Annotated in this window: 25 protein-coding genes and 3 tRNA genes; 10 read left to right on the top strand and 18 right to left on the bottom strand. The window is 51.7% G+C overall.

Annotated elements, in window-relative coordinates; genetic code table 11:
* Nucleotides 1-73: 73 nt before the first annotated feature.
* The 3 genes from ACMYSL_RS13000 to ACMYSL_RS13010 are packed head-to-tail and all read right to left on the bottom strand — an operon-like array spanning nucleotide 74 to nucleotide 4,187.
* Nucleotides 74-1,471, bottom strand: a complete 1,398-nt coding sequence (locus ACMYSL_RS13000) for a PTS transporter subunit EIIC (RefSeq protein ID WP_434663340.1) — start codon at nucleotides 1,469-1,471, stop codon at nucleotides 74-76.
* A 7-nt stretch (nucleotides 1,472-1,478) separates the two neighbouring features.
* Nucleotides 1,479-3,143 carry a glycoside hydrolase family 13 protein gene (locus ACMYSL_RS13005; protein WP_434663343.1) on the bottom strand — a complete coding sequence of 555 codons (1,665 nt, stop codon included), beginning with the start codon at nucleotides 3,141-3,143 and terminating at the stop codon, nucleotides 1,479-1,481.
* 45 nt (nucleotides 3,144-3,188) lie between these two features.
* Entirely contained in the window at nucleotides 3,189-4,187 is a 999-nt protein-coding gene (locus ACMYSL_RS13010; protein ID WP_434663345.1) for a LacI family DNA-binding transcriptional regulator, read from the bottom strand.
* A gap of 190 nt (nucleotides 4,188-4,377) precedes the next feature.
* Here ACMYSL_RS13010 and ACMYSL_RS13015 point away from each other — a divergent pair, with 190 nt between their 5' ends.
* Together ACMYSL_RS13015 and ACMYSL_RS13020 are read left to right on the top strand one after the other, a co-directional pair.
* Nucleotides 4,378-4,869, top strand: coding sequence for a GNAT family N-acetyltransferase (locus ACMYSL_RS13015; protein WP_181486137.1), 492 nt, complete (start codon nucleotides 4,378-4,380; stop codon nucleotides 4,867-4,869).
* A gap of 63 nt (nucleotides 4,870-4,932) precedes the next feature.
* Nucleotides 4,933-5,310 carry a RidA family protein gene (locus tag ACMYSL_RS13020; RefSeq protein ID WP_304259595.1) on the top strand — a complete coding sequence of 126 codons (378 nt, stop codon included), beginning with the start codon at nucleotides 4,933-4,935 and terminating at the stop codon, nucleotides 5,308-5,310.
* 159 nt (nucleotides 5,311-5,469) lie between these two features.
* On the opposite strand, the gene ACMYSL_RS13025 is transcribed toward ACMYSL_RS13020, so the two are convergent.
* The 4 genes from ACMYSL_RS13025 to mdtK all read right to left on the bottom strand — a co-directional run bounded on the left by ACMYSL_RS13025 (nucleotide 5,470) and on the right by mdtK (nucleotide 7,479).
* A tRNA-Val gene (locus tag ACMYSL_RS13025) sits at nucleotides 5,470-5,546 on the bottom strand.
* Between the two features lie 4 nt (nucleotides 5,547-5,550).
* A tRNA-Val gene (locus tag ACMYSL_RS13030) sits at nucleotides 5,551-5,627 on the bottom strand.
* Between the two features lie 4 nt (nucleotides 5,628-5,631).
* Nucleotides 5,632-5,708, bottom strand: a tRNA-Val gene (locus ACMYSL_RS13035).
* Between the two features lie 397 nt (nucleotides 5,709-6,105).
* Nucleotides 6,106-7,479, bottom strand: coding sequence for an MdtK family multidrug efflux MATE transporter (gene mdtK / locus ACMYSL_RS13040; RefSeq protein ID WP_434663348.1), 1,374 nt, complete (start codon nucleotides 7,477-7,479; stop codon nucleotides 6,106-6,108).
* A 231-nt stretch (nucleotides 7,480-7,710) separates the two neighbouring features.
* On the opposite strand from mdtK, the gene ACMYSL_RS13045 reads away from it, so the two are divergent.
* Nucleotides 7,711-8,346: a riboflavin synthase subunit alpha gene (locus ACMYSL_RS13045; RefSeq protein ID WP_142513954.1), complete on the top strand. Its 636-nt coding sequence runs from the start codon at nucleotides 7,711-7,713 to the stop codon at nucleotides 8,344-8,346.
* A 52-nt stretch (nucleotides 8,347-8,398) separates the two neighbouring features.
* Here ACMYSL_RS13045 and ACMYSL_RS13050 read toward each other — a convergent pair whose 3' ends face one another.
* Nucleotides 8,399-10,354: an NAD(P)/FAD-dependent oxidoreductase gene (locus tag ACMYSL_RS13050; RefSeq protein WP_434663352.1), complete on the bottom strand. Its 1,956-nt coding sequence runs from the start codon at nucleotides 10,352-10,354 to the stop codon at nucleotides 8,399-8,401.
* Nucleotides 10,355-10,372: 18 nt separating this feature from the next.
* On the bottom strand, nucleotides 10,373-11,614 hold the full coding sequence (locus ACMYSL_RS13055) for an L-lactate MFS transporter (RefSeq protein WP_434663354.1): 1,242 nt from the start codon (nucleotides 11,612-11,614) through the stop codon (nucleotides 10,373-10,375).
* 216 nt (nucleotides 11,615-11,830) lie between these two features.
* Between ACMYSL_RS13055 and ACMYSL_RS13060 the strand changes: the two genes are divergently transcribed.
* A complete protein-coding gene (locus ACMYSL_RS13060) occupies nucleotides 11,831-12,373 on the top strand; it encodes a PadR family transcriptional regulator (protein ID WP_434663357.1) in 543 nt (180 codons plus the stop codon).
* Nucleotides 12,374-12,413: 40 nt separating this feature from the next.
* On the opposite strand, the gene cfa is transcribed toward ACMYSL_RS13060, so the two are convergent.
* Together cfa and punC are read right to left on the bottom strand one after the other, a co-directional pair.
* Nucleotides 12,414-13,562: a cyclopropane fatty acyl phospholipid synthase gene (gene cfa / locus ACMYSL_RS13065; protein WP_182239203.1), complete on the bottom strand. Its 1,149-nt coding sequence runs from the start codon at nucleotides 13,560-13,562 to the stop codon at nucleotides 12,414-12,416.
* Nucleotides 13,563-13,860: 298 nt separating this feature from the next.
* Nucleotides 13,861-15,045 carry a purine nucleoside transporter PunC gene (gene punC, locus ACMYSL_RS13070; protein WP_181486406.1) on the bottom strand — a complete coding sequence of 395 codons (1,185 nt, stop codon included), beginning with the start codon at nucleotides 15,043-15,045 and terminating at the stop codon, nucleotides 13,861-13,863.
* A 121-nt stretch (nucleotides 15,046-15,166) separates the two neighbouring features.
* Here punC and punR point away from each other — a divergent pair, with 121 nt between their 5' ends.
* Nucleotides 15,167-16,078 carry a DNA-binding transcriptional activator PunR gene (gene punR, locus ACMYSL_RS13075; RefSeq protein ID WP_304259591.1) on the top strand — a complete coding sequence of 304 codons (912 nt, stop codon included), beginning with the start codon at nucleotides 15,167-15,169 and terminating at the stop codon, nucleotides 16,076-16,078.
* A gap of 18 nt (nucleotides 16,079-16,096) precedes the next feature.
* Here punR and purR read toward each other — a convergent pair whose 3' ends face one another.
* Nucleotides 16,097-17,122 (bottom strand): HTH-type transcriptional repressor PurR, encoded by a 1,026-nt coding sequence (purR, locus tag ACMYSL_RS13080; RefSeq protein WP_110273968.1) that lies wholly within the window; start codon nucleotides 17,120-17,122, stop codon nucleotides 16,097-16,099.
* Nucleotides 17,123-17,418: 296 nt separating this feature from the next.
* Between purR and ACMYSL_RS13085 the strand changes: the two genes are divergently transcribed.
* Together ACMYSL_RS13085 and ACMYSL_RS13090 are read left to right on the top strand one after the other, a co-directional pair.
* Complete coding sequence (locus tag ACMYSL_RS13085) at nucleotides 17,419-17,508, top strand: YnhF family membrane protein (RefSeq protein WP_110273969.1); 90 nt, start codon at nucleotides 17,419-17,421, stop codon at nucleotides 17,506-17,508.
* 167 nt (nucleotides 17,509-17,675) lie between these two features.
* A complete protein-coding gene (locus ACMYSL_RS13090) occupies nucleotides 17,676-18,842 on the top strand; it encodes an MFS transporter (RefSeq protein WP_182239199.1) in 1,167 nt (388 codons plus the stop codon).
* 77 nt (nucleotides 18,843-18,919) lie between these two features.
* Here ACMYSL_RS13090 and sodB read toward each other — a convergent pair whose 3' ends face one another.
* Both sodB and ACMYSL_RS13100 read right to left on the bottom strand, forming a co-directional pair.
* Nucleotides 18,920-19,501: a superoxide dismutase [Fe] gene (gene sodB / locus ACMYSL_RS13095; protein WP_004102696.1), complete on the bottom strand. Its 582-nt coding sequence runs from the start codon at nucleotides 19,499-19,501 to the stop codon at nucleotides 18,920-18,922.
* Between the two features lie 247 nt (nucleotides 19,502-19,748).
* Nucleotides 19,749-20,633 (bottom strand): C40 family peptidase, encoded by an 885-nt coding sequence (locus tag ACMYSL_RS13100; protein ID WP_181486001.1) that lies wholly within the window; start codon nucleotides 20,631-20,633, stop codon nucleotides 19,749-19,751.
* Between the two features lie 339 nt (nucleotides 20,634-20,972).
* On the opposite strand from ACMYSL_RS13100, the gene ACMYSL_RS13105 reads away from it, so the two are divergent.
* Nucleotides 20,973-21,320 (top strand): Grx4 family monothiol glutaredoxin, encoded by a 348-nt coding sequence (locus ACMYSL_RS13105; RefSeq protein WP_110273973.1) that lies wholly within the window; start codon nucleotides 20,973-20,975, stop codon nucleotides 21,318-21,320.
* A gap of 54 nt (nucleotides 21,321-21,374) precedes the next feature.
* Here ACMYSL_RS13105 and rnt read toward each other — a convergent pair whose 3' ends face one another.
* The 4 genes from rnt to ACMYSL_RS13125 all read right to left on the bottom strand — a co-directional run bounded on the left by rnt (nucleotide 21,375) and on the right by ACMYSL_RS13125 (nucleotide 24,374).
* Nucleotides 21,375-22,019, bottom strand: coding sequence for a ribonuclease T (rnt, locus tag ACMYSL_RS13110; RefSeq protein WP_434663362.1), 645 nt, complete (start codon nucleotides 22,017-22,019; stop codon nucleotides 21,375-21,377).
* A gap of 111 nt (nucleotides 22,020-22,130) precedes the next feature.
* Nucleotides 22,131-22,538: a lactoylglutathione lyase gene (gene gloA, locus ACMYSL_RS13115; protein WP_004862713.1), complete on the bottom strand. Its 408-nt coding sequence runs from the start codon at nucleotides 22,536-22,538 to the stop codon at nucleotides 22,131-22,133.
* Between the two features lie 85 nt (nucleotides 22,539-22,623).
* Nucleotides 22,624-23,721 carry an alkene reductase gene (locus tag ACMYSL_RS13120; RefSeq protein ID WP_434663364.1) on the bottom strand — a complete coding sequence of 366 codons (1,098 nt, stop codon included), beginning with the start codon at nucleotides 23,719-23,721 and terminating at the stop codon, nucleotides 22,624-22,626.
* A 53-nt stretch (nucleotides 23,722-23,774) separates the two neighbouring features.
* Nucleotides 23,775-24,374: a TetR/AcrR family transcriptional regulator gene (locus tag ACMYSL_RS13125; protein WP_112214407.1), complete on the bottom strand. Its 600-nt coding sequence runs from the start codon at nucleotides 24,372-24,374 to the stop codon at nucleotides 23,775-23,777.
* A gap of 91 nt (nucleotides 24,375-24,465) precedes the next feature.
* Between ACMYSL_RS13125 and ACMYSL_RS13130 the strand changes: the two genes are divergently transcribed.
* Together ACMYSL_RS13130 and ACMYSL_RS13135 are read left to right on the top strand one after the other, a co-directional pair.
* Nucleotides 24,466-24,756 (top strand): DUF1289 domain-containing protein, encoded by a 291-nt coding sequence (locus tag ACMYSL_RS13130; RefSeq protein ID WP_182240796.1) that lies wholly within the window; start codon nucleotides 24,466-24,468, stop codon nucleotides 24,754-24,756.
* Between the two features lie 48 nt (nucleotides 24,757-24,804).
* Nucleotides 24,805-25,701 carry an aldo/keto reductase gene (locus tag ACMYSL_RS13135; protein ID WP_112214405.1) on the top strand — a complete coding sequence of 299 codons (897 nt, stop codon included), beginning with the start codon at nucleotides 24,805-24,807 and terminating at the stop codon, nucleotides 25,699-25,701.
* The last annotated feature ends 24 nt before the right edge of the window (nucleotides 25,702-25,725 follow it).

Genomic DNA, 25,725 nt, shown 5'->3' on the forward strand with positions numbered 1-25,725 from the left:
GCACATATTACTGTGCCATTGAAAATGGATTGTTTAACTGCTTGTTAAATTAATAATTGGGCTTTGTTATCCCCTAAGACTTTTTCGTGGTTTTATTCGCACTGACAAAAACGAACGTCATTATGAAGGCGAAGATAAATACGGCGACTCCGACGGTAATATAGGAAATAAACTGATAACGGTCATACAAATACATTAATGGCGACAGCAGAACCGCCAGGCCGTAGGAGTTGGCTTTTATCGACAGTAAAGAGAGGACCATTCCACCCAGCGCAGAGCTGGTTAACATTACGATAATTGCGCGGAGTCCGGACTGCATTACAATCCCGAACAACGCGGGTTCAGAAACGCCGAGTAGCTGGGTAATAGTGGCAGAAATACCCGCGGTTTTAAACGCGACATTTTTGGATTTTAACGAAATAGCCAGACACACGGCGGCGTTGGCAAAACCGTACATCGCGCAAACGGTAATTAATGGATTGAAGCCAGTACCCGCAATCAGCGAAGTTTCAATCATAATGAACATATGATGCATCCCGGTCATCACCGCAATCGGATAGATAAAACCAATTAACAATCCGCCAATACCCGCCGGTAATGTCAAAAATTGCTGGATGGCCATTACCGCATAATGTTCAAAGCCATGTACCAGCGGCCCTAGAATTAATAAGGCGATGGCGACCGCGATCAGAATGACAATAAAGGGTGTAAAAATAAGATCCATAGAATTAGGCATCACCCGGCGGAAAAATATTTCCAGTTTCGCGCCGATAATACCGGTGATGAGCGCGGTCAGAATCGACCCCTGATAACCCACCAGCGGAATAAAGCCAAAAACATAAATAGGGCTGCTGTTGCCATACGCTACGTCGTAGGCGTTCGGTAGTGCGGGGGAGACCAGCATCAGGCCGATCAAAAAGCCGATAATCGGCGTTCCGCCAAACTTCTTAAACGCCGACCAGCAGATAAATGCCGCAAGAAAGGCAAAGGCGGTATCGCAAAGCACCGTGGTCAGCGTTTGCAGGGCCACGGGAATATCCGCGACGCTGCCGCCAAACCAGGCCTGCACCGTGTCATTAAAGATAACGCCCTTCAGGCCAAGGAACAGACCGGTTGCCCCAAGCACCGGTACTATCGGCACAAAGACGTCGGATAAATTGCGTATCCCTCGCTGTAAGCGCCCCGTGCTTTGCTTCGTCATCTCATCTTTGCTGACTTCGGCGACCTGATATTCGTTAACGAACTCCTGGTAGACTTTATTCACAATGCCGGTACCAAGGATTATCTGATACTGACCCGAATTATAAAAAACGCCTTTCACTTCGCTGATGTTGCGGATTTTTTCATCATCAATTTTTTGCCGATCTTTCACCTGCAAACGTAAGCGAGTGGCGCAGTGCGTCGCGGAGGCAATGTTCTCCTTGCCAATGGTATTAACAATTTCGATGGCAATATTTTTATATTTGTTCATCTTTAACTCATTCCTTCACGAGAATGGTCTGATAGGGTTGCAGGGTTGCGCCAATATTGGCGTAATTATTGAGGATCACTTCGCCCGCCGGAAGCGTAAAAGGCAGGTGTTGGGCACTTAAATTAGTGATAGAGACAAAGCGTTGGGTGTCCGTTTTCCGTTCATAGGCCACGATGCTGTCGTCTACGTTTTCAATCGCCGCGAATGAACCGTAGATAAGCGCTTGCGGGTAGCGCTTATTTCTTAAGTCGATCATCTTTTGATAAAAAGAGAAAACGGAATGTTCATCAGCAGCTTGGCTTTGCGCATTGACGCTAAAGTCAGGTGCGGAGAAAGGCAGCCAGGGCTTCGCGCCCAGGTTAAAGCCAGCGTTAACGCCATCGGACCACGGGAAGGGGGTTCGTGAGTTATCCCTTGAGCGCTGGTTGATAAAGCCTAAAGCCTGTTCGCAGGTAAAACCTTCCGCCAAAGAGCGATGGTAGTTATCCAGGCTTGAAATATCATCAAATTCATCAATGCTCGTGCGCTGGAAGTTTTTCATCCCCAGCTCCTGGCCCTGGTAAATAAACGGCGTTCCCTGCATGAAAAAATACATACCGGCCAGCGCCTTGGCGCCGATCGCGTTTTGATACTCAACGTCGCGGATGAGTTTTGACAGCGCGCGCGGCTGGTCATGGTTTTCAATAAACGTCGTTCCCCAGCCGGTCTGGCAAAATGCCCGCTGGCTGGCAAACAGCGCTTCTCTGAATTCGCCAATACGCCAGTCGCGCTGTTTAAACCACTCTGAACCGTTTTCGACATCGATATCCGCAGCGTGGAAATCAAAGATCATATTGAAGTAGCCATTGGGGCCAATATAGCTGTCGTACTCATCCAGAGGGACGCCCGGCGCTTCGCCCACGGTTACGCAGCGGTGGCGGTTGAACGTTTTTTCTTTCAGCTCATTGAGAAATTGCTCAATCCCCGGTCGATTACGTGATTTACTTTTGATGGATGCCAGGCCATCAACGCCATCGGCAGGCAAAGAACCGTAGTCCTGATCTTTTTTAATAAACGTAATTGCGTCAATACGAAACCCGGCAATGCCTTTATCCAGCCACCAGTTGACCATGGAGTAGATTTCATCACGCAGTTGAGGATTTTCCCAGTTCAGGTCCGGCTGTTTTTTATGGAAAACGTGAAGATACCAGGTCTCTTCGCCCGCAACTTTTTCCCATGCGCTGCCGCCGAAGATGGAGCGCCAGTTATTCGGCGCGCCCCCCGCAACGGCGGGTTTGAAAATGTAGTAATCACGATATTTTGATTGAGGGTCAGCAAGGGCCGCCTGGAACCAGGGATGTTCGTCGCTGGTGTGGTTGACCACCAGGTCGATCATTACCTGTATTCCCATTTCTGACGCCTGCTTGATCAGGTCGTCAACATCCTGCATTTGGCCCAAATCAGGGTTCACCGCATAGTAGTCGGCAATATCATAACCATTGTCCGCCATCGGTGACTGATAAAAGGGCGAGACCCAAATCATGGTAATACCTAATTTCTTGAGATAAGGCAGTTTGGCAATAATACCTTTGATATCGCCGATACCGTCGTTATTACTGTCATAAAAACTTTTTGGGTAAACCTGATAAATGACGGATTCTTTCCACCATGCGGTCTGTTGCGGCTGGTTCATAGCTTCTCCTTGGTATGAAATCGATACCATGTTGCGATAAAAAAATTAAGCGGATGCCCTGATGATTAATTCAGACTGCAAATCTTCTTCGTCATAGCGATATTGAGCGTGGTTAATCATCGCCAGCAGGCGTTCTACGGAAATTCGGCCTAGCTGTTCAATGGGCTGGCTGATAGTGGTTAGCGGAATAGGGATCATCTCGGCAATGGGTAAATTATCAAAGCCCATAACCGCCAGTTCACCGGGAATGCTGACCCCTTTGGCTGAAAGCGCGGAAATCAATCCGCAGGCAACTTCATCGCTACCGGTAAAAATAGCATCAGGGCGCTCGCTTTTATCCATTTTCAGGATTTGCTCAGCCAGATGCCGCCCGTCGCGGTAAGTATGAAGATGGCGGAAAATAAGATGATCGTGAATTGGCTGATGTGCGCTTTGCATAGCGGTAATAAAGCCACGGTTTCGTCTGCTACCGTGCCCTTTTTGCTCAAAGCTCCCGCCCGTAGAGTAGGCGATTTTTTGATAACCTTTGTTGAGCAGCCAGCTGACCGCATTGTAGGTTGCCAGTTCATCATCCACCTTAACAACCGGCAGGCTGGTGTCATCAATGCTGGTGTTGCACAGCAGAATAGGGCCATATTTCTGATATTGCTCGATGACGTTTTTATCGTTCTCAACGGCACATAAAATAAGACCATCAATAATCTTTTTCTTCAGCAGATCGAGACAGCTTTCCTCTTCCCCTGCGCTGTCATGGTTTTGCACGATCAGCACTGAATAGCCATGCTTGCGTGCGGTCACCTCGAGAGCATCGACCAGGCTGGCAAAATAGGGGTTGGTTATCCGTGAGATCAGTATGCCAATCCGGTGGGTTTTCACGCCGCGCATCTGCTGTGCGACGGTGCTCGGCTCATAATCCAACGCCTTCATCGCCGCGAGGATTTTTTCCTTTTTATCTTCAGAGATATAAGGATGATTGTTCAGGAAACGAGAAACCGTCGTTACCGATAAGCCTGCTTTTTCCGCTACGTCTTTTATGGTTGCCATGGTTTTTATGAAATCGATATCACATGGGTGTAAAATATTTTTGGACGTCATCTAAGTCAACCGTATTTTTAGAAAATATGATCTGGTTCACAATAAAATGGCAGGGTGCAAGAAGCTTGCCCGCGTGCGTGAGGGCGACTTAAAAGGTGTATTATGTGGGTCACAAAATGGATGATGAAAAGGAAAAACGATGTCTACACCCATCTTTCGCCAGGCGACGCCCGCCGATGTTGATCGCTGCTATACGATAGAAATCACCGCCTATGAAGGCGATGAGGCCGCGACCCGGGAAAAAATCGCCACCCGTATTAATCGTTACCCGGAAGGTTTTATGTGCATGGAACTGGACGGCGAAGTGATTGGATTTATCAATGCGGGCTGCGCCTGGGACGTGGTGATGTCGGATGAAGAGTTCAAAGAGCTTATTGGGCACGACCCCGCGGCACCAAATGTGGTCATTATGTCGGTGGTGTTAGATCCAGATTTTCAGGGGCAAGGCTATTCATCGCTCATGATGCGCGAATTTGTCTCTCGCATGAAAGCCATGAACAAGCAAACTATCCATTTAATGTGCAAAGACCGGCATGTCGATCTTTACGCGCATTTTGGCTACCGCTATATCAAACCTTCTGAGTCCGATCATGGCGGCATGGCCTGGCATGAGATGATGATGGAGCTGTAAAAGAAACTACACAGACGTTAAGCCGCAACAGGGGGGCTGGTTCCCCTCAATAAGGGTGTCAGTATGGGTATGGTAGAACGGAAGAATTATCCGCAATTGGGTGAGGTTAAGGCTCCCTATGTCCACTCAGTAAGGCATGGTAACACGCTCTATATTTCAGGGCTGACCGCGTTTGGCACGGTTGCGCAGCGTTCAGGCATTGCCGGACAGGCTGAAGAGATCTTCAGCCAGATTGGAAAAATCGCCAGCGCCGAAGGCACGGATTTTTCAGCCCTGATTAAGGTGACCATATTCATTACTTCTTTTGAAGAGATCGACGAGTTGCGTGAAGTGCTCTACCGACATTACGGCGCCAACTTGCCTGCCAGTTCTCTGGTTGAAGTTAGCCGCCTTTTTTCACCCGATCTCAAGATAGAAATTGAGACTGTATTCGGCCTCTGACTTATTGCTTATCGCCGGACGGCAATAGCCGTTTGGCTTGATAGGCTTTTGCCGAATGTAGAGGCAAACTGACGAATCAATCGGTTTTGTCAGGCACGATGATGAGAATACTGAAGTAAAATCGGGATGAAGAAGAGAGGGAACAACCGGAAAATAAAATGGTGCGTCTGAATGGACTCGAACCATCGACCCCCACCATGTCAAGGTGGTGCTCTAACCAACTGAGCTACAGACGCATTATGGTGCGTTTAATTGGACTCGAACCAACGACCCCCACCATGTCAAGGTGGTGCTCTAACCAACTGAGCTATAAACGCATTATGGTGCGTTCAATTGGACTCGAACCAACGACCCCCACCATGTCAAGGTGGTGCTCTAACCAACTGAGCTATGAACGCAATGTTGCAGTGGCAACGGGGACGCATATTAGCGACAGGGAGGGGTTGTGGCAAGAGGCAAACGTCACTTTTCTTCCAGATTTCACGCGATCGCAGAAGTTTTATCCATGTTGCTTATATTTTACTGATGCAAAAGAAGATTTCTTCGTCGATTACGGACAATGGCGCTCAATCAGCGCCGTTGTCATATACCCGTCATACTTCAAGCTGCTTATGTGTTGGCTACGGATTACTCGGCCCATCCATGGGCCTCGCCCTTACGGGCCGTCGCAAGCGACGTTCAAATCTGCTCCCGGCAGATTTGTCGCTCGCCCCAGTCGCATAGTTATCTATGCTCCTGGGGACTCACTCCCTTGCCGCCTTTAAGCAACTCGAATTATTTAGGGTATAGATCGGATTAGCGCGCTGCGCGCTGCAAAATCACGCTGGAAGGCTGACGTTGCAAAAAGCGCATACGCAGCATCATCATGATGGCCGCAGAGGTTAAACCGATAATAAATCCGCACCAGAAGCCTGCAGGGCCCATGCGCGGAACCACAATATCGGTTAATGCCAGCAGATAGCCGCTTGGCAGCCCCAGCACCCAGTATGCGGTAAAGGTGATAAAGAAGATGGAACGCGTGTCTTTATAGCCACGCAGGATCCCGCTGCCAATGACCTGAATCGAGTCGGAAATCTGGTAGATCGCGGCTAATAGCATCAACTGGGAAGCCAGCGTGATGACCTCAGGGTTGTCGTTATACAACAGCGCGATTTGCTTACGCATCAGGACAGTAAAAACTGCCGTGATGACCGCCATGCACACCCCGACGCCAACGCCGGTTCTGGCTGACGTTTGCGCTTCCAGGGTTGAGCCCTGACCAAGGCGGAAGCCTACGCGAATGGTCACTGCCGCCGCGAGAGACAGAGGCAGAACGAACATCAGCGAGCTGAAGTTAAGGGCTATCTGGTGTCCGGCCACGTCGACAATGCCCAGAGGGGAGACCAGCAGCGCGACGACGGCGAACAGAGTCACTTCAAAAAACAGCGCCAGCGCAATTGGCAGACCCAGTTGTACCAGTCGCTTGATGACTTCGAAATCTGGTTTGCTGAACGGCTCTGGGTTGCGAATATCACGCATTGAGCGTGCCCGGCGAACCCAGGAGATCATGCTGAAAAACATCACCCAGTAAACCGAAGCTGTTGCGACGCCGCAGCCAACGCCGCCAAGTTCCGGCATCCCGAAGTGACCGTAGATAAAGATGTAGTTAACCGGAATGTTGACCAGCAGGCCGATAAACCCCATGACCATTCCAGGTTTGGTTTTTGCCAGGCCTTCGCACTGGTTACGTGCGACCTGGAAGAAGAGATAGCCCGGTGTACCCCACAGCAGCGCGCGCAGATAGCCAACGGCTTTATCTGCCAGCGCCGGATCGATGTTATGCATCGAACTGATGATGTAACCGGCGTTCCACAGTACAACCATCACCAGAACAGAGACGAAGCCAGCCAGCCAGAATCCCTGGCGTACCTGATGGGCAATGCGGTCGCGACGACCAGAACCATTCAATTGGGCAATGACCGGGGTCAGGGCCAGCAGCAGGCCGTGGCCGAAGAGGATCGCCGGTAACCAAATCGAGGTACCAATGGCGACCGCCGCCATATCGGTGGCGCTATAGCCGCCTGCCATAACGGTATCGACGAAGCCCATAGAGGTCTGGGCAACCTGAGCCAGAATAACGGGTATAGCCAGTGCTAATAACTGACGCGCTTCAATAAAGTACTTCTGCACGTGAACACCTTTATCTTGTTGTTATTTTAAGACTAAAAAAGCCGCCCAATATGGCAGCAAGAAGAAAAAAGCAGAGGGATTTGCCAGACTATTGTAGCGAGGATTAGCCATTTAGCCAGTGAAAAAATCCCAGTGCACGTTGTGCGCTGGCAACCTGTTTTGCCACCTGTTATTGTTCCGCATAGCCTAAAACGGTAATGATACCGTCACGAATTTATACAGGAGCAAAATATGTTTACCGGTATTGTGCAGGGGACCGCGAAGGTGGTGTCCATAGACGAAAAACCCAATTTTCGTACCCATGTGGTGGAGTTGCCTGAGCATATGCTTGCGGGGCTCGAAACCGGGGCGTCAGTGGCGCACAATGGCTGTTGTTTGACCGTCACCGAAATTAACGGCCCGCGGGTGAGTTTTGACCTGATGAAAGAGACGCTGCGTATAACCAACCTGGGCGCGATCCGTGAAGGCGATTGTGTGAACGTTGAGCGGGCGGCAAAATTCAGCGATGAAATTGGCGGCCACCTGATGTCCGGTCATATTATGACTACTGCGGAAGTGGTGAAAATTCTAACATCGGAAAATAATCGCCAGATTTGGTTTAAGGTCCAGGACCCAACGCTGATGAAATATATCCTCTATAAAGGATATATCGGTGTTGATGGGATTAGCCTCACCGTGGGTGAAGTGACGCCAACACGTTTTTGCGTGCATTTGATTCCCGAGACGCTGCAACGTACAACGCTTGGCGCGAAAAAACTGGGCGACCGGGTCAATATTGAGATTGATCCGCAGACTCAGGCGGTCATTGATACCGTTGAGCGCGTGTTGGCAGCAAAAGACGCCGCGCTGAAAGCGGCGGCGGAGTAATTTATTCGACAGCCCGGTTGACGTGGCCGGCTGTCGTTTTAGATCATTGAAATCAAATATCCATCGCCGCGTGGTGGCCTTGATATATCGCGGTAGTAATCGTTGATACCTTCACACAATCCCCCACCTGAGTAACCCACGGAGCACAGTCGCGTAGTTGTTCGATAACTTCATGACGCGCGCGTTGCCCGAGAGCGCAAATCACGCTTTTTCCGGCGATGTTCACACTGTTGCCGCTCTTGTCGCTACATATCACGCCATCAGCGGTGATTTCCTGCGCCCGATGCTGGCAGAAAACCTCAATGCCGGATTTGGCTATTTCCTCCAGTAACAGCGGGCGGTGACGAATGTTGGCATCAGGGGAGAGCGAATCGTTCATCTCCACCAGTTTCACCCGCTTATTCTGACGCGCAAGATGAATTGCTACTTCACAACCAGCCAGACCGCCACCTAACACAATCACCTCATCGGCAAGCGCATGATGCTGAAGATGGTAATGATTGATCAGCACCACGTTGTCATTATTGATGCCCTTGATTGGCGGAACGTTCGGCGCTGACCCGGCAGCAATAATCAGCGCATCGGGGTTAATCTCATCCGCAATGGCCTGGGTAACGGGGGTATTTAAGCGGATGTCTACTCCTGAATTGGCGCAGAGCCTACCCAGCGTCACGCCCAGTTGATACATTTCATATTTGAAGGGGATAGCCTGTTCACCAATGAGGATCCCGCCAACCTCATCATTTTGCTCGCAGAGAATGACTTCATGTCCACGTCTTGCCGCTGTCCAGGCTGCTTGTAATCCGCCAGGACCTGCGCCGACCACCAGAACGCGTTTTTTCTGCGCAGCAGGCTGGATTTCCAGGCCATCGCTCTCTCGTCCAATCAACGGGTTAACGGTGCAGCGTCGGGTGGAGGTTTCCGCCCGTTCTGCCATGCAGGTAAAGCAGCGCAGGCAGTGAATAATCGTCTCATCGCGATTGCTCATGACTTTCTGGGGTAATTCGGGGTCCGCCAGCAGGGCGCGGGCCATCTCCACAATATCCGCTTTACCTGAAGCGATGATCTCTTCCATCATTTGCGGATCGTTTAAGCCACCTACGGTGGCGACGGGTACCTTCACATGTTTTTTAATTTCAGCGGCCAAATAGACGTTACTGCCGTGGGGTAAAAACATTGAAGGATGAGTTACGCCAAACCCGCGCTGATAGGTCCCGGCTGAGACGTGAAGAATATCAACGTAGCTCTCCAGTAATTTTGCTATCTCAATACCTTCCTGCAAATCATATCCGCCGTCGAACAGTTCAGAACCGCTCATGCGAAATTCGATGGGGAAGCCTTTGCCCACTGCGTGACGCACGCTTTGCAGTACCTCAATCGCGAAGCGAACCCGATTTTCCCGTGAGCCGCCATAGTTGTCGGTGCGATGGTTAAACCACGGCGAAAGAAACTGATTAATGAGCCAGCCGTGCCCGCCGTGTACCATCACCATCTCGAACCCGGCTCTTTTAGCCAATGCAGCTTTTTCACCATAAGCCGCGGCGATTTCCTGAATCAGGTCTTGCGTTAGCTCATGCACCTCCCGCCCGTCAGGACGCGTTCCCTGGCTCGGACCCCACTGGTACAGACCTTCTTTCTTATTCTTATCCGTCAGATACGTTCCCGCGTACTGGCCGGAATGCGATAGCTCAACGCTGGCGATAGCGCCATGACGGCGGATGGCGTCGGCAGTATAGGTGAAGCTGGCCAGAGAACCGGGGGTTTGCAGATCCAGGTGATACATATGGGAGCCTTCAGTCTGCGGATGAACAACCAGCTCGCTGACGGTAACGTTGGCGACGCCGCCTTTAGCGCGGTTTTCATAGAATGCTGTGGACGCCGGGCCAATGGTGCAGTCAGCTGTAATATCGGTCCCTCCCATGGGAGCGCCAAACATACGGTTTCTGAAATAGACATTGCCGATTTTGATTGGCTGGCAGAGATGGGGGTATTTTCTGGCGATAGTCATGTATTAATTCTCCGGAATTTATTTAAGCTGAGCGTTTTTATTGATCAGGCGAAAAATGAAGGCGAGCGCCATAGCGGCGACGCTAAATGCAATACCGATAGGAAAGGCGCTGTGGTAGCCATGGGTGACGGCAAACGTCGAGGTCATGATGGTCGGTCCTGCATAACCGGCAATAGCAAAACCGCAGAACATGATGCCGAAGTTCACGCTGTTGTGCTGTGCACCGAATTGATCGGCGGTAAAGCCGGGAAAAACCCCCATAAATGCGCCGAAACAGAGGCCGATAATGGAGATGCCGGTGTAAAACAGCACATCATCACCGATGCCGGTGCAGTAGAGTGCGAACAAACCTGGAATAGAGAGAATACAGGCCAGCATAAGGGTATTAACGCGACCTATTTTGTCCGAAATGATGCCTGCGAGTACCCGACCCAGCACGTTGAAAAGTGCGAGAACGGAAACGGCGAGGGTCGCGGCAGCTGTAGACATCCCGACCATTAATTTTGCCAGCGGGGAAGCCAGCGAAATGCACATTAAGCCGGCGACAGCACCGCAGGTCAGCATCATGAGCATCAGATAAAAGTTGAGGCTGGACATCATTTGACGCCAGTTTTTGTTGTTTTGCTGTGCGCCTGGACGTGCACTTTGCGGCGGTTGCCAGCCATCAGGAATAAAACCATTGGGGCATTTATCGATGACGAAAGCGCAGATGCAGACGATGACGGCGAAGGCCAGACCGATGATTTTAAAAGCGGACAAAATCCCTGCCTCTGCGGTGATCAGCGCCGCGATAGGGGGAATGATGACCGAACTGATGCCAAACAGCGCGGTGGTCATGCCGCCGACGAAACCGCGTTTATCAGGGAAAAATTTGATACAGGTGCTGATCGTCGCACCGTACACCATCCCTAATCCCAGTCCGGTTAAAATACCGTAGGCCCATATCAGGTGGCTAATTTGTGAGGCGAAGCCGCAAAGTATCATTCCACCGCCAAACATGAGCCCACCGATAAAAATCACCAGCCGGGGGCCGAGCGTATCGTTGATTTTTCCACCCGTGATCATCGTGATCGGGCCGACGGAGTTACAGATGACGAAAACGATAGCCAGATTCGCTGAAGTGATGTTGGTATCGTGAAGTTGTGAGAGGTAGTCCGCCATCGGCGCGGCAAAAATACTCCATGCGTACATCGAACCGACGCACAGGTTGATAAAACAGCTGGCTATCAGAATCCGCCATCTTTTCCTTGAGTAGTCCATGTTTAATCCTCAGTTTTAATTTTTCTTTTCAGCAACAAAATCAATATTTTATTAACAGATGCTGAGTGTAATAATCCTGAAGAAACGCTAAACCACACATATAATCATGTCAATGTTTACATGTTTTAATTGACATGATTATCACGAGGGATGAAGACGAAAAGTGGATCGAGAGGCGTGATATACTGCGCGCAGACAGTCGACAGGTGAGGCGCAATGAGAGTTTTAACCTATGCCATTCTTGGCCTACTTAATCGCACGGCACTGACCGGCTATGACATCAGTAAGGCGTTTAATCATGAACTGGCAAAGTTCTGGCACGCTAAGCACAGCCAGATTTATGGTGAGTTGAAGAGCATGTTTAACGACGGCCTGGTGACGTATGACATTGAAATCAGTGGCGATATTCTGGAAAAAAAGAAGTACAGCATTACCGAAGCCGGGCGAGATGAACTGCTGAAATGGTTGCATAAAGACGAGCCCATCGAAAAAACGGCGAAAGACGTTTTTCGGGTTCGCATGTATTTTTCCCACTATCTGGATTTAGACACCCGTATCCATCTGCTGGAAAACCAGCGTATTCAACACCTTGAAAGGCTGAATGTGTTGCAAAAAACGATGGAGCAGTACCCGCAGGTTCCGCCTCTTGAGAGCGACAGGTTTGGTGATTTTATTGTGCTTGAGGGGGCGATATGTCGTCAGGAAAGCGTTCTAGGCTGGATTGATAAATGCATTGGTTACTGCCGTCGCGGTGAGTAAAAAAGAAATCCCTGCGCCAGCGGCGCAGGAGGGACAGCGATTAGCGAGCCACGCGCAGGCCGTGCTCGACACCGCGAGAAAAAACCACCTGCCAGAGCTGAATATCGCGGGCGCGAAAAGCACCAGCACAGGCATTCAGGTAATAGCTAAACATACGTTTGAATCTTTCCGAATAGTTGTCAGCGATTTCCGGCCAGCTATTGAGGAAACGCTCATACCATGCCATTAGCGTGGTGTCATAATCGGCACCGAAATTATGCCAATCTTCCATCACGAAATGCGTTTCACTGGCCTGTGCGATGTGGCGTACCGACGGCAGACAACCGTTGGGGAAGATATATTTATTAATCCACGGGTCGACGCTATGATCGGTTTTTTTCGAGCCGATTGTGTGCAGCAGGAAACGACCGTCAGCTTTTAAATTACGATCCACCACGTCAAAATAGGTGTCGTAATTTTTAGGCCCGACATGTTCAAACATACCAACGGAAACAATGCGGTCAAAACTATCATGCAAATCGCGATAGTCCTGAAGCAGAATTGTTACGTCCAGCCCTTCACAACGCTGCTGGGCCATCTTTTGCTGTTCGGCTGAAATAGTGACACCAACAACGCTGACCTGGTAGTTTTTAGCCATATAGTAAGCCAGACCACCCCAGCCGCAGCCAATATCCAGCACCCGCATTCCGGGTTCAAGCTGCAGCTTTTGACAGATCAGATCTAATTTTGCCTGCTGTGCATCTTCCAGATTCTGCGCATCTTTCCAGTATCCGCAGGAATATTGCATAAAAGGGTCGAGCATGCGGCTGAAAAGATCGTTACCTAAGTCGTAATGTTCTTTGCCGACTATCCAGGACCTTTTTTTACTTTGCAAATTGAATAAGCGAGCGCCCGCGATGCGAAGGGTATCTTTAAAATGGTGGGGAAGTTGATTTTCCAGTCCGGCGCGTAAGACCTTGTGGAAAAATAAATCCAGCCGCTCGCAATCCCACCAGCCGTCCATATAGCTCTCTCCCAATCCCAGCGACCCTTCTTGTAAAACGCGCTTAAAAAAGAGGGGGTTTTTAATCCGCAGATCGGAGGGGGCAGGACCGTTAATTTCGATGCCCGCACGGCCTAATAATTCAGCGACAATCCGGTACCAATCATCATTTGGTACGCTTACTTCTTCTATACACGATGAACTCATAGCTTCTCCATCACGCCCAAGTGATCAGAACCTTAAAACAGCGTAGACGCTTTTCTGGCTTTGTGAGAAATCTCACGGACAATCCGTGAGGCTGCTATCCGACGTAGAACAGAGGAAGGGAGATAACCCTTGCCGAAAGGCCTTCCATGGAGAAACGGGACGCATCCTGCTCCCGTTAAATCAATTAATCTTTCTATTTATGTGATGCCGGATCCAGTATAGGCCGCTAAAAACAGGCTTTCAATAAAAATATGTTAGCAAGCTAATTACTGGACCTTAACACTATCTGAAGATTACCTTAAGCATGTGACGATTCTGTTGCCAACGCGGTGGCCTTGTACTGCATACGGTAACCGATACCGGCCAGCACAATGGAGATAAGCATCACGCTGGTGGTGGTTTGCAGCGGTGTCGCTATCAGCGTAGAAACCAGCAAGCTGGCGATAAAGCAAAGACCCAACTGTAAGGTATTTTGCAAAGCTGCGGCGCGACCGGTCGCCTGCGGGAACGGCTTCAGCGCCTGAGCAACGACGATAGGATAAATACCGCCATTTACCACCGCCATTGCACAGAACGGAATCATTAATCCGACAAGCGTGGCGTTAGCCTGCAAACCTACCAGCCAGGTAGCGGCAACGCTGATGGAGAAAATCACCAGCAGCCACGGCAGGATCTGCTGCCCTGACCATTTTTGTAAAGCCGCACGGCAGCCGTAACCGCCAACCAGAAACGCGATAGTTTGCGGAACGTAGCTCAGGCCGATAACGGTCGGGCTGTACCCCATCTCGTGAAGAATAAATGGCGAGCCGGTCAACCATGCGAAAAAGCTGGCGGAGCAGGCGGCATAAATCAGCACGTTGCCGCTGTATTCGCGCGAGCGTAGTAGGGCAAGGAAAGTCAGCTTCTGCTGGGTGCCGACAACCGTCTTTTTCGCCGCTTTCAGGCGCAAGGCCGGCAGCATGAGCAACAGGGTTATCGCGAACAGAACGGCGAAAATAGCCTGCCATTCGAAATGAACCAGCAGCCAGCTACCGAGCAGCGGCGCCAGTGCTGGAGACAAGCCCACCAGTGGCATAATGGCGGCAAAAATACGGTTTGTGCGATGGGCTGGGTAGTAATCGGTCACCATCGCTTGCCAGGTCACGGCGGCGGCGCAAACGCCAATCGCCTGAATGAAGCGCAGCGCCAGCATCAGCGTGGCATCTTGCACCCAAAGCATCCCCAGACAGCCGATTGCGAAAATGGCCAGGCCGCTTAGCAGTACCGGCTTGCGTCCGTAACGGTCGGAGAGCGGCCCCCAAAAAAGCTGTCCAATGGCAAAGCCTGCCAGGAACAAGCTCAGGCTGGCGCTGACTGAAGCCGCTGAAGTGTTGAGATCTTGTTGGATCGCGGCGAAAGCCGGCAGATACATATCGGTGGCCAGAAAGCCGAGCACGCTGAGCCCGGCCAGCCAGACTAAAAATCCTTTCCCAGGTTGTTGCAATTGTTGCATAAAATTCTCTTGTTATTGATGCAGGTACGGTGCGGCAGAGTGTAGGGAGTGCATTCGGGCTTGTGAAACGCTAATATTTGTCAGGTGGATTCAAAAATTTTGTAGGCAGAATATGTGGTCAGAATACTCACTTGAGGTGGTTGATGCTGTTGCGCGTAACGGCAGTTTTAGCGCAGCGGCGCAGGAGCTACACCGCGTACCTTCAGCGGTGAGTTATACCGTGCGTCAGTTGGAAGAGTGGCTGGCGGTTCCGCTCTTTGAACGTCGTCACCGTGATGTCGAATTAACCCCGGCCGGGGTCTGGTTTTTGCAGGAAGGGCGCTCTGTTATCAAAAAAATGCAGATCACTCGCCAGCAGTGCCAGCAGATAGCCAACGGTTGGCGCGGGCAGCTATCCATTGCCGTCGATGACATCGTCAAACCGGCGCGCATGCGGCAAATGATCGTTGATTTCTATCGTCATTTTGATGACGTTGAACTGATTGTCTTTCAGGAGGTATTCAACGGCGTCTGGGATGCGTTAGCTGATGGCCGCGTGGAATTAGCTATCGGCGCGACGCGCTCTATTCCCGTCGGTGGGCGCTATGCGTTTCGCGATATGGGGATGCTGAGTTGGGATTGCGTGGTGGCCAGCGATCATCCTTTGGCGAAAATAGACGGCCCGTTAAGCGACGATGTGTTGCGCAACTGGCCGTCGCTGGTACGGGAAGATACTTCACGCTCGCTACCGAAACGCACGACGTGGCTGCTGGATAATCAGAAGAGGGTGGTGGTACCGGACTGGGACGCTTCCGCGACTTGCCTCAGCGCAGGGTTGTGTGTTGGCATGGTGCCAAAGCATTTTGCACAGCCGCGAATTGATAGCGGAGAATGGACGGCGCTGGCGCTGGAAAACCCATTCCCTGATGCGGCCTGCTGCCTGACGTGGCAACAAAGCGATGCTTCACCGGCGCTGATGTGGCTGCTGGATTACCTTGGCGACAGTGAAACGCTGAACAGGGAGTGGCTGCGGGCGCCGGAATAGCCGGCGCCGCGAGGAGAATTAACGGCGATAATCGACAAACGGACCGTCGGCCACGGATCGACGTTCGACCAGGCGCGGATGTACTTCAATAGACTGGGAAATTTCGCGCTTGTTGACGATGCGGTCCAGCAGCATGTTGAAGGCCGCTTCGCCCAGAGAATCTTTTGGCTGATGGATGGTGGTCAGCGCCGGGCTGAAGTAGCGGGCGTTGCGCACATTGTCATAACCGATCAGCGAAATATCCTGCGGCACGCGCAGACCCATTTCATCTGCTGCACAAATAGCGCCCATCGCCATGATATCCCCGCCGCAGAAAATCGCCGTCGGGCGATGGTGTTGGCTGAGGATTTGCTGCATCGCGCGGTAGCCGGATTCCGGCTCGAAATCACCTTGCACGACCCAGTTTTCAGGAACGTTGATCTGCGCTTCTTCCATCGCTTTCATAAAGCCCGCCAGGCGGCCGGCACCGGTGTTCCGCTCAAGCGGGCCGGGGATCACGCCAATTTCGCGATGACCGCGTTCCACCAGATAGCGCCCGGCGATATAACCCCCTTCGAAGGCGTTATCGATAACCGAGTCGGTGAAGTCGGCTTTTGCTTCACCCCAGTCCATCACGACCATCGGAATATGGCGATATTCTTCCAGCATGCTCAGTACCGACTCAGGATACTCAGAACACATCACCAGCAGGCCGTCCACGCGCTTCTGCGCCATCATTGACAGGTAGGCGCGCTGTTTCTCCGGATCGTTCCATGCGTTGCCGAGAATCAGGGTATAGCCCTTCTGGAAGCAACTTTTCTCAACGGATTCGATAATTTCGGCAAAATAGGCCGCTTCGCTGCTGGTCGCCAGCAATCCGATAGACTTAGTGTGATTAACCTTCAGGCTGCGAGCAACGGCGCTGGGGGAGTAGTGCAGTTCTTTAATCGCAGCCCACACAGCGTTGCGTGTCTCTTCCGCAACGAAACGCGTTTTGTTAATTACATGTGATACTGTTGTAGTGGAAACGTTTGCGCGCTTCGCTACATCTTTAATAGTTGCCATTACTTCTCACTCCAGACCTTGACCTGATCGCCCGTTAATCGGTACGTAAACGTTTGCCTGTACACACCCTGATGCCAAAATTGAACATTGCATCACGTCGGGAAAACGACACAGAACGACAGGAAGGGGTCAATGGCCGATACGCTTTCAAATTAGCGTGGGATTTTGTCCGATCTTGGGGCAAAGGGGAAGAGCAAAAATGTGCATCCCTCTAAATCTCGGAAGATATTTGCGCTAATCTATGTAAAAATGAGCAAGCTCACTTTTCATGTGGGGATAATCAAGGGGAAAAATTGATGGATACAGATTTAAAGTTTTCGCTGACAACGACGATTATTGTTCTGGGTTTGATTGTCGCCGCAGGGCTGACCGCCATACTGCACTAATTCCAATATGAGGGAGACATCGTTCTCCCTTTTCTTTTTCCGCCATTATTATCAATTTCGCAAAAATCTTTTGCCATTTCGTTTACTTTTGTTTTTCTGTGATTGATGTCATGCTTTTGGCTTCTGATGAGATGCCGTCGCTGAAGACGGCCCGATGGAGTCATTGAATGAAAATCAACTTTCCCCTGCTCGCTCTGGCGATCGGTGCCTTCGGTATCGGTACTACCGAGTTCTCCCCGATGGGGCTACTACCGGTTATCGCCAAAGGCGTGGATGTCTCTATTCCGGCTGCGGGAATGCTTATTAGTGCCTATGCCATTGGGGTGATGGTTGGCGCGCCGCTGATGACTCTACTGCTTTCGCACCGCGCGCGCAGAAATGCGCTGATTTTCCTGATGGCGATTTTTACTCTTGGTAACGTGCTCTCTTCAATTGCACCGGATTACACCACGCTACTGCTGTCGCGCATTATCACCAGCCTCAATCACGGCGCTTTTTTTGGGCTCGGCTCGGTGGTGGCGGCGAGCGTAGTGCCGAAGCATAAGCAGGCCAGCGCCGTGGCGACCATGTTTATGGGGCTGACAATTGCCAACATTGGCGGCGTTCCGGCGGCGACCTGGTTGGGGGAAACTATCGGCTGGCGAATGTCGTTCCTTGCAACGGCGGGTCTCGGCGTGGTGGCGATGGTCAGCCTGTGGTTTTCCCTGCCAAAAGGAAGCGCGGGTGAGCGGCCTGATGTTAAGCAGGAACTTTCAGTACTGATGCGCCCGCAGGTGCTGTCAGCGCTGCTGACCACCGTTCTGGGGGCAGGGGCGATGTTTACGCTTTACACCTATATATCACCGGTCCTGCACAGCATCACTAACGCATCGCCACTGTTTGTGACCGCGATGTTGGTACTGATTGGCGTAGGCTTCTCGCTGGGTAACTACCTTGGCGGTAAGTTTGCCGACCGCTCGGTTTCCGGGACGTTGAAGGGCTTTCTGCTGCTGTTGATGGTGATCATGCTGGCGATCCCGCTGCTGGCCCAGTCACAAATTGGTGCTGCTATAAGTATGGTTGTCTGGGGTGCCGCGACTTTTGCGGTAGTTCCGCCACTGCAGATGCGCGTGATGCGCGTGGCTCACGAAGCTCCCGGGCTGTCATCATCGGTTAATATCGGCGCTTTCAACCTCGGTAACGCGTTAGGCGCAGCCGCCGGTGGTGCGGTGATATCTGGTGGGCTGGGCTATGCATTCGTCCCAGTGATGGGAGCGATCATTGCGGGCGTTGCGCTACTGCTGGTGTTTTTCAGCGGTCGGTCGCAGCCGGAAGAGGCTTTTGCTAACCACTAATCGTTCATGAAAAGTATGTGAATTGTGAGTGAAGTGAAAAATAACCGCAGAAGGCGCAATCCTTCTGCGGTTTGCTTTTATGCCGCCAGATTGGCCGCCACAAATTTCCAGTTCACCAGCGCCCAGAAGTGTTCCAGATAGTTCGGACGCGCATTACGGTAGTCGATGTAGTAAGCGTGTTCCCAGACATCCACGGTCAGCAGCGGGGTTGCGTCGCTGGTCAGCGGCGTACCGGCGTTGCTGGTGGAAACAATCGCCAGGCTACCATCAGCATTTTTCACCAGCCAGGTCCAGCCAGCACCAAAGTTTTTCGCTGCCGCATCGGTGAATTTTGCTTTGAAATCAGCAAAGCTGCCGAAGGATTTAGCGATAGCTGCCGCCAGTTCACCTTCAGGTTCGCCGCCAGCGTTTGGTGCCAGGCAGTTCCAGTAGAAGGTGTGGTTCCAGACCTGAGCTGCGTTGTTAAAAACGCCGCCATCGGAAGAGCGAACGATTTCTTCTAAGGTCTTGCCTTCAAACGCGGTGCCTTTGATCAGGTTGTTGAGATTGGTGACGTAGGCCTGGTGGTGTTTACCGTAATGGTATTCCAGGGTTTCTGCGGAAATGTGCGGCGCGAGGGCGTCTTTTGCATATGGTAATGCAGGTAATTCGAACGACATTGCTACTCTCCTTTTTATAGTTATACCCTTCATACTTCCAGCCGCATCTTTGTTGGCTGCCTGCACTTACCCCGGTCACGTACTATTTGTACGCTCCCGGGGATGCGCTTAGTTGCCGCCTTGATACAACTGGAATTATTTTGGGTATAGTTCGCGCAATAACCATGTATTACGCAAGGTAATAGTAGCAAATTAAAAGATGTGGCAAAAGAGAGTGTTACCCCGCCGCAGAAGCGACGAGGCAGAATTAGCGAATGGTTTTTGGCGTCATGACGCGGCGCGCGCCAACGTAATGGCGTTCCCAGTAATCTTCACTCAGCGAGGTTATTTGAATATCGCGACCGGTGCGCGGGGACTGGATAAATTTACCGTTGCCGACATAGACACCAACGTGATCGGCGGTACCGCGCCCACGGGTGCGGAAGAAGACTAAATCACCGCTTTGCAGCTCACCGCGATCGACCGGGCGGGCATCGCGCAGATGATACATTTCATTAGCGGTACGCGGGATGTGAATTTTTACCAGATCTTTATAGGCATAATAGACCAGACCGCTGCAATCAAACCCGGTTCGCGGCGAAGTACCACCCCAGCGATAAGGTTTGCCAATCTGATCCATTAACTTCGACATGGCGGTGCTTTGCGCCTTTTGTACCCGAGCTTTATGCGCATCGGCGATGGTCAACTGAGGCTCATCAGCGACAGGTTTACAGCGGGTTTTATAGCCTTTGCGCACGACGCACTTTTTCTGCACGCTTGCTCTGGCGACTTTGCTTTCTGCTACCGATTTTGTCGAGCTAGCGCACTGCTTTTTGTAGCCTTTGCGCAATACGCATTTTTTGCTTGCACCGGCAACCTGACGGTTAAGCGCGGTTTGGCTTGAGGCGGTTGTGCGGGTAGGGGCTTTTGCGCGGCTGGCGGTCGATGTTTTCTTGCTGGAGGTTTTAGCGGTGGTTTTACTTTTGGAACTGGCTGCTTTTTTCTTACGCTCTGCGGTAGTGCCTTTGGCCGGATGCGCTTTTGGCGTAGCCGAAGCGTGCGTATGCCCGGAAGCATGCGCCAGCGGCGTAAATGAGATCGACGTAATAAGTAATGCACAGAGCGAAATCGCGATTTTGTTAAGACGCGCCACTGAGCAATCCCCTGATTAAATTACAGACATATACAGATGCCTGACGATGAATGACAAACTGCATCGATTCTAAAGCATAAAAACCCTGAGAGTTAATATTCTTTTGTATCTAAAGTGTCGTTTGGTTAACGATTGCAAAAAAATACGTCAGACAATAACCATGTCGCATGAAAAATGAGCAACACACTCTTGCGTCAGACGATAAAATGATATTTTTGAGGCAACTTCTGGGCACAGAAGATAAAATGTGAAGAGTGACAAAAATGTTATTATCGGTCCTGCGTTCAGGACGCTACAATGACAAATTACTGCCGTAGAGAAGTTTAAGGAAGCAAGACAATGAGCACGACTTTAGAAAAAATCCAACATCAAATCGCTGAAAACCCAATCCTGCTGTACATGAAAGGGTCCCCGAAACTGCCAAGCTGCGGTTTCTCCGCCCAGGCCGTGCAGGCGCTGTCTGCCTGTGGCGAACGTTTTGCTTACGTCGACATTCTGCAGAACCCGGACATCCGCGCAGAGCTGCCGAAATACGCAAACTGGCCGACTTTCCCGCAACTGTGGGTTGATGGCGAACTGGTTGGCGGTTGCGACATCATTATTGAGATGTATCAGCGCGGCGAACTGCAAACGTTGATCAAAGAAACGGCCGCTAAGTACAAGACTGACGAGCCGAAAGCAGAGTAATTTTTGCTGCCAATAAAAAAGCGACTTCTGGTGGAGTCGCTTTTTTTGTCTCTACTATTCTTCGGCTACCGGTAACGGCCAGCCGCCAAGTCGTTTCCAACGATTGACGATTTCGCAAAACAGCTGCGCGGTTTGTTCGGTATCGTAAAGCGCCGAGTGCGCTTGGGTGCCATCAAATGCCATACCCGCGGCGATGCAGGCTTTCGACAACACCGTCTGGCCGAGCGCAAGCCCGCTTAGTGCCGCCGTATCGAATGTCACGAACGGGTGGAAAGGGTTGCGCTTCAGGCTCGCGCGCTCGGCAGCCGCCATGGTAAAACCATGATCGAATGTGGCGTTATGGGCGACCATAATGGCACGGCTACAATCGCTCTCTTTCATCCCTTTGCGGATCATTTTGAAAATCGCGTGCAGGGCATCATATTCGCTCACCGCGCCGCGCTCAGGATCGTTCGGGTTAATCCCGTTAAAGGCCAGAGCTTCAGGCTGCAGGTTGGCACCCTCGAAAGGTTCAACATGAAAATGCAGCGTTTCGTCCGGCATCAGCCAGCCTTGCTCATCCATTTTCAACGTAATAGCGGCGATCTCCAGCAGGGCGTCGGTTTTGGCATTAAATCCCGCGGTTTCAACATCAATTACCACAGGATAGAAACCGCGAAAACGGTCGCACAGACCATTAAGTTGAGCGTTCTCGGACATCAGATTCTCTTAGCTGGAAAAAAGTAGCGCGCATTATGGCAAATTTTGCCACCGCTTGCAGCAGGAAGGGGGATAAAACAGCGGGCGCCGCCGATGGACGCCCGAAGCAGATTAGTTGCCGAGGCCTTTGCCGGCATCTTTCTCTTCAATCAGTTCAATTTTGTAACCATCCGGATCTTCGACAAAAGCGATAACCGTGGTGCCGCCTTTGACCGGACCCGCTTCACGCGTCACGTTGCCACCGTTCTGGCGAATACGCTCACAGGCTTCAGCCGCGTTATCAACGCTTAGCGCGATGTGGCCGTAGGCGCTGCCGAGATCGTATTTATCAACGCCCCAGTTGTAGGTCAGCTCGATAACGGCGGTATCGCTTTCTTCGCCGTAACCCACGAATGCCAGTGAGTATTTGTACTCAGTGTTTTCGCTGGTACGCAGCAACTTCATGCCCAGCACGTTGGTGTAAAACTCAATCGAACGTTGCAGGTCGCCAACGCGCAGCATGGTGTGAAGTAAGCGCATAATGTCCCCTATGCAGTTTATTTTTGATACATCAGAGCGTTAAGTATAGCGGCGATAACCCGCCGCTATCAATGCAATGGAGGGATTACAGAGTAGGATAATCGGTATAGCCTTCCGCGCCGCCGCCGTAGAAGCTTTCCGGGCGCTGTTCATTTAGTGCGACTTTTTTCTGTAAACGCGCAACCAGATCCGGGTTGGCGATATAGTCCCGACCAAAAGCGACGGCATCAATCAGGCCTTTGCCGATCAGGTCATTGGCTTTTTCTACCGTATACGCGCCTGCACCGATAATTGCGCCAGGGAAACGGTCGCGCACTTTCTGGCGGAATTCATCGCTATACGGTTGGCCGCCTGCCCAGTCCGGTTCGGACATATGCAGGTAGGCAATACCGCGTTTAGCCAGCTCTTCAATCAGATACAGCGCATCGGCTTCTTCGTCCGGTCCGTTGTCGACGTTCTGGAAGCTACCGATTGGCGAGACGCGAATACCGATACGGTCGGCGCTCCACTCTTTGCTCACCGCATCAACGACTTCCAGAACCAGACGCGCGCGATTTTCAACGCTGCCGCCGTACTGGTCGGTACGATGGTTAGAGGTCGGGGAAAGGAACTGGTGCAGCAGGTAACCGTGCGCGGAGTGCAGTTCGACAAGGTCAAAACCGGCATCGCGAGCGTTACCGACCGCCTGACGGAAATCATCAACGATCCCGGGGATCTCATCGATTTCAAGTGCGCGTGGCATAGAGGTATCAACACGAATCGCGTGGCCGTGCTCATCGCGCAGCGAAGTACGGGTACCGGCGCTAATCGCTGATGGCGCAACCGGTGCCTGGCCGCCAGGCTGGATGCTGTTATGCGAAATGCGTCCGGTGTGCCACAGCTGAACGGCAATGTGACCGTTTTCGGCATGTACACCAGCGGTGATTTTCGTCCACGCCGCAATCTGTTCCGGGCTGTGCAGGCCAGGGGCGCCAGCATAGCCTTTCGCCTGAGCGGAGATCTGCGTAGCTTCGGAAATAATCAAGCCGGAGCTGGCGCGCTGACGGTAGTATTCGCCCATCAGAGGGGTTGGAATATCGCCTGGTTCAATGCTACGCAGACGCGTCAGCGGAGCCATGAATACGCGGTTAGGTACGGTGACCGCACCGACTTTCAATGGGGTAAACAACTTAGATTCTGACATAATGACTCCTGAGTAGACCGGTCGTCTTGAAACTGGTTAAATAAAAACGCCTGTTAAACGGCAGGCGCAGCAATAATATTTTTAGCGTGGGCAAGGGCGCTTTCCAGCGGCGTTGCGCTACGGGTAATCTTGGCCTGCAAATTGGCCCCCAGCCACAGAGAGTAAAGCACCTGGGACAGAGTCAACGCATCGCCAGCGAACATCAGACTGCCTTCCTGACGGCCTTTCTCCAGGGCATCACCCAACAGAACGATAATCTGGCTGGCACCTTTATCCATCGCAGTACGCATGTCTTCCGACAGATCGCACACTTCTGCCGACAGCTTCACCGTCAGACAACCGCTGATAATACCCTGTTGGCAAAACTGGGTCAGCGTATGCTGGTAGTAGGCCAGCAGACGGTCGCGATAGTTCCCCTCGCCGTGGTCGAAATGCTCGACCAGGCGCTGAAGATATCCGGCGTAATGATATTCAAGCAGGGCCACGCCATACGCTTCTTTTGAGCGGAAGTAGTGGTAGAAAGAACCTTTCGGCACTTCTGCTGTTTTCAATAATTCGCTCAGGCCCATACCGGTAAAGCCCCGCTGCATGCAGAGCTGCTCGCCGGTGACCAGGATATGTTCGCGGGTAGTGCATTCACTGTGCTTGTTCATGGGGCTCACTGTAATAGACCGATTGGTCTAATGCAAGCGATTATTAAAAATGCCGCCTGGCGCAGAGGCTGGTGAACAAAATTTGCGAATGATGAGTGAAACGTCTTCAATAAAGAAAGAGAAAGATGGCAGGAGAGGCGAAGTGGCTGAACAACTGGAGTTCTTTCCGGTACAAAGTCCGTGCCGGGGGATTTGTCAGTCAGATGAACGCGGCTACTGTCGGGGTTGCCTGCGCAGCCGTGATGAGCGTTTTAACTGGCAAAAAATGAGCGATGTGCAAAAGCAGGATGTATTGCGTCTATGCCGGCAACGCTGGCTGCGCAAATTACGCGCAACCAAACAGGATAGTGCGGAAGAACCGCAGCAACCCTCACTGTTTTAAGCACGAAACTGCGTATACTCAGAACACTTTTTTGTTGAGGAAGCTGTTATGGTTCAGCGTATTGCTATGGCTCCGCAGGGGCCGGAATTCTCTCGTTTTGTGATGGGCTACTGGCGTCTGATGGACTGGAATATGTCCGCTAAAGAGCTGGTTGGCTTTGTTGAGCAACACCTGGATCTGGGTATCACGACCATTGATCACGCCGATATTTATGGTGATTACCGGTGTGAGGCGGCGTTTGGCGAGGCGTTGAAGCTGGCCCCGCATCTGCGTAGCCGGATGGAAATCGTCACTAAATGCGGGATCGCCACCCGGGCGCGGGCAGAAAACACCATCGGCCACTATATTACCGACCGCGACCATATTGTGCAGAGCGCGGAACAATCGCTGCGTAATCTGGCCACCGATCATCTCGACCTGCTGCTGATTCATCGCCCGGACCCGTTGATGAATGCTGACGAGGTTGCGGAAGCCTTCCTGGCGCTGCATCACAGCGGTAAAGTACGCCACTTTGGCGTCTCTAACTTCACGCCAGCTCAGTTTACTCTGCTACAGTCGCGCCTGCCGTTTACCCTGGCGACCAATCAGGTGGAAATTTCTCCGGTTCATCAGCCGCTGTTGCTTGATGGTACGCTGGATCAGCTGCAGCAACTGCGCATCCGACCAATGGCCTGGTCCTGCCTCGGCGGCGGTCGCTTGTTTAACGAAGAAAGCTTCCAACCGCTGCGTGATGAACTGGCCCGCGTGGCCCAGGAACTGAATGCCGAAAGCATTGAGCAGGTGGTATATGCCTGGATCCTGCGCTTGCCTTCGCAGCCGCTGCCGATTATTGGCTCTGGAAAGATTGAGCGCGTGCGCTCTGCGCTGGTGGCTGAGAAGCTCAATATGACTCGCCAGCAGTGGTTCCGCATCCGTAAAGCGGCTCTGGGCTACGACGTTCCTTAAACCTCTCTCTCCTCCGTAATGGCC

Origin of the sequence: Klebsiella sp. MISC125, assembly GCF_051131775.1 — a bacterium.
GTDB lineage: Bacteria > Pseudomonadota > Gammaproteobacteria > Enterobacterales > Enterobacteriaceae > Klebsiella.

Bases quoted from the DNA above. Each gene is read 5' to 3' on its own strand.
- ACMYSL_RS13000 (WP_434663340.1), bottom strand. From the start codon at position 1,471: ATGAACAAATATAAAAATATTGCCATCGAAATTGTTAATACCATTGGC.
- ACMYSL_RS13005 (WP_434663343.1), bottom strand. From the start codon at position 3,143: ATGAACCAGCCGCAACAGACCGCATGGTGGAAAGAATCCGTCATTTAT.
- ACMYSL_RS13010 (WP_434663345.1), bottom strand. From the start codon at position 4,187: ATGGCAACCATAAAAGACGTAGCGGAAAAAGCAGGCTTATCGGTAACG.
- ACMYSL_RS13015 (WP_181486137.1), top strand. From the start codon at position 4,378: ATGTCTACACCCATCTTTCGCCAGGCGACGCCCGCCGATGTTGATCGC.
- ACMYSL_RS13020 (WP_304259595.1), top strand. From the start codon at position 4,933: ATGGGTATGGTAGAACGGAAGAATTATCCGCAATTGGGTGAGGTTAAG.
- ACMYSL_RS13045 (WP_142513954.1), top strand. From the start codon at position 7,711: ATGTTTACCGGTATTGTGCAGGGGACCGCGAAGGTGGTGTCCATAGAC.
- ACMYSL_RS13050 (WP_434663352.1), bottom strand. From the start codon at position 10,354: ATGACTATCGCCAGAAAATACCCCCATCTCTGCCAGCCAATCAAAATC.
- ACMYSL_RS13055 (WP_434663354.1), bottom strand. From the start codon at position 11,614: ATGGACTACTCAAGGAAAAGATGGCGGATTCTGATAGCCAGCTGTTTT.
- ACMYSL_RS13060 (WP_434663357.1), top strand. From the start codon at position 11,831: ATGAGAGTTTTAACCTATGCCATTCTTGGCCTACTTAATCGCACGGCA.
- cfa (WP_182239203.1), bottom strand. From the start codon at position 13,562: ATGAGTTCATCGTGTATAGAAGAAGTAAGCGTACCAAATGATGATTGG.
- punR (WP_304259591.1), top strand. From the start codon at position 15,167: ATGTGGTCAGAATACTCACTTGAGGTGGTTGATGCTGTTGCGCGTAAC.
- purR (WP_110273968.1), bottom strand. From the start codon at position 17,122: ATGGCAACTATTAAAGATGTAGCGAAGCGCGCAAACGTTTCCACTACA.
- ACMYSL_RS13085 (WP_110273969.1), top strand. From the start codon at position 17,419: ATGGATACAGATTTAAAGTTTTCGCTGACAACGACGATTATTGTTCTG.
- ACMYSL_RS13090 (WP_182239199.1), top strand. From the start codon at position 17,676: ATGAAAATCAACTTTCCCCTGCTCGCTCTGGCGATCGGTGCCTTCGGT.
- sodB (WP_004102696.1), bottom strand. From the start codon at position 19,501: ATGTCGTTCGAATTACCTGCATTACCATATGCAAAAGACGCCCTCGCG.
- ACMYSL_RS13105 (WP_110273973.1), top strand. From the start codon at position 20,973: ATGAGCACGACTTTAGAAAAAATCCAACATCAAATCGCTGAAAACCCA.
- rnt (WP_434663362.1), bottom strand. From the start codon at position 22,019: ATGTCCGAGAACGCTCAACTTAATGGTCTGTGCGACCGTTTTCGCGGT.
- gloA (WP_004862713.1), bottom strand. From the start codon at position 22,538: ATGCGCTTACTTCACACCATGCTGCGCGTTGGCGACCTGCAACGTTCG.
- ACMYSL_RS13120 (WP_434663364.1), bottom strand. From the start codon at position 23,721: ATGTCAGAATCTAAGTTGTTTACCCCATTGAAAGTCGGTGCGGTCACC.
- ACMYSL_RS13125 (WP_112214407.1), bottom strand. From the start codon at position 24,374: ATGAACAAGCACAGTGAATGCACTACCCGCGAACATATCCTGGTCACC.
- ACMYSL_RS13130 (WP_182240796.1), top strand. From the start codon at position 24,466: ATGAGTGAAACGTCTTCAATAAAGAAAGAGAAAGATGGCAGGAGAGGC.
- ACMYSL_RS13135 (WP_112214405.1), top strand. From the start codon at position 24,805: ATGGTTCAGCGTATTGCTATGGCTCCGCAGGGGCCGGAATTCTCTCGT.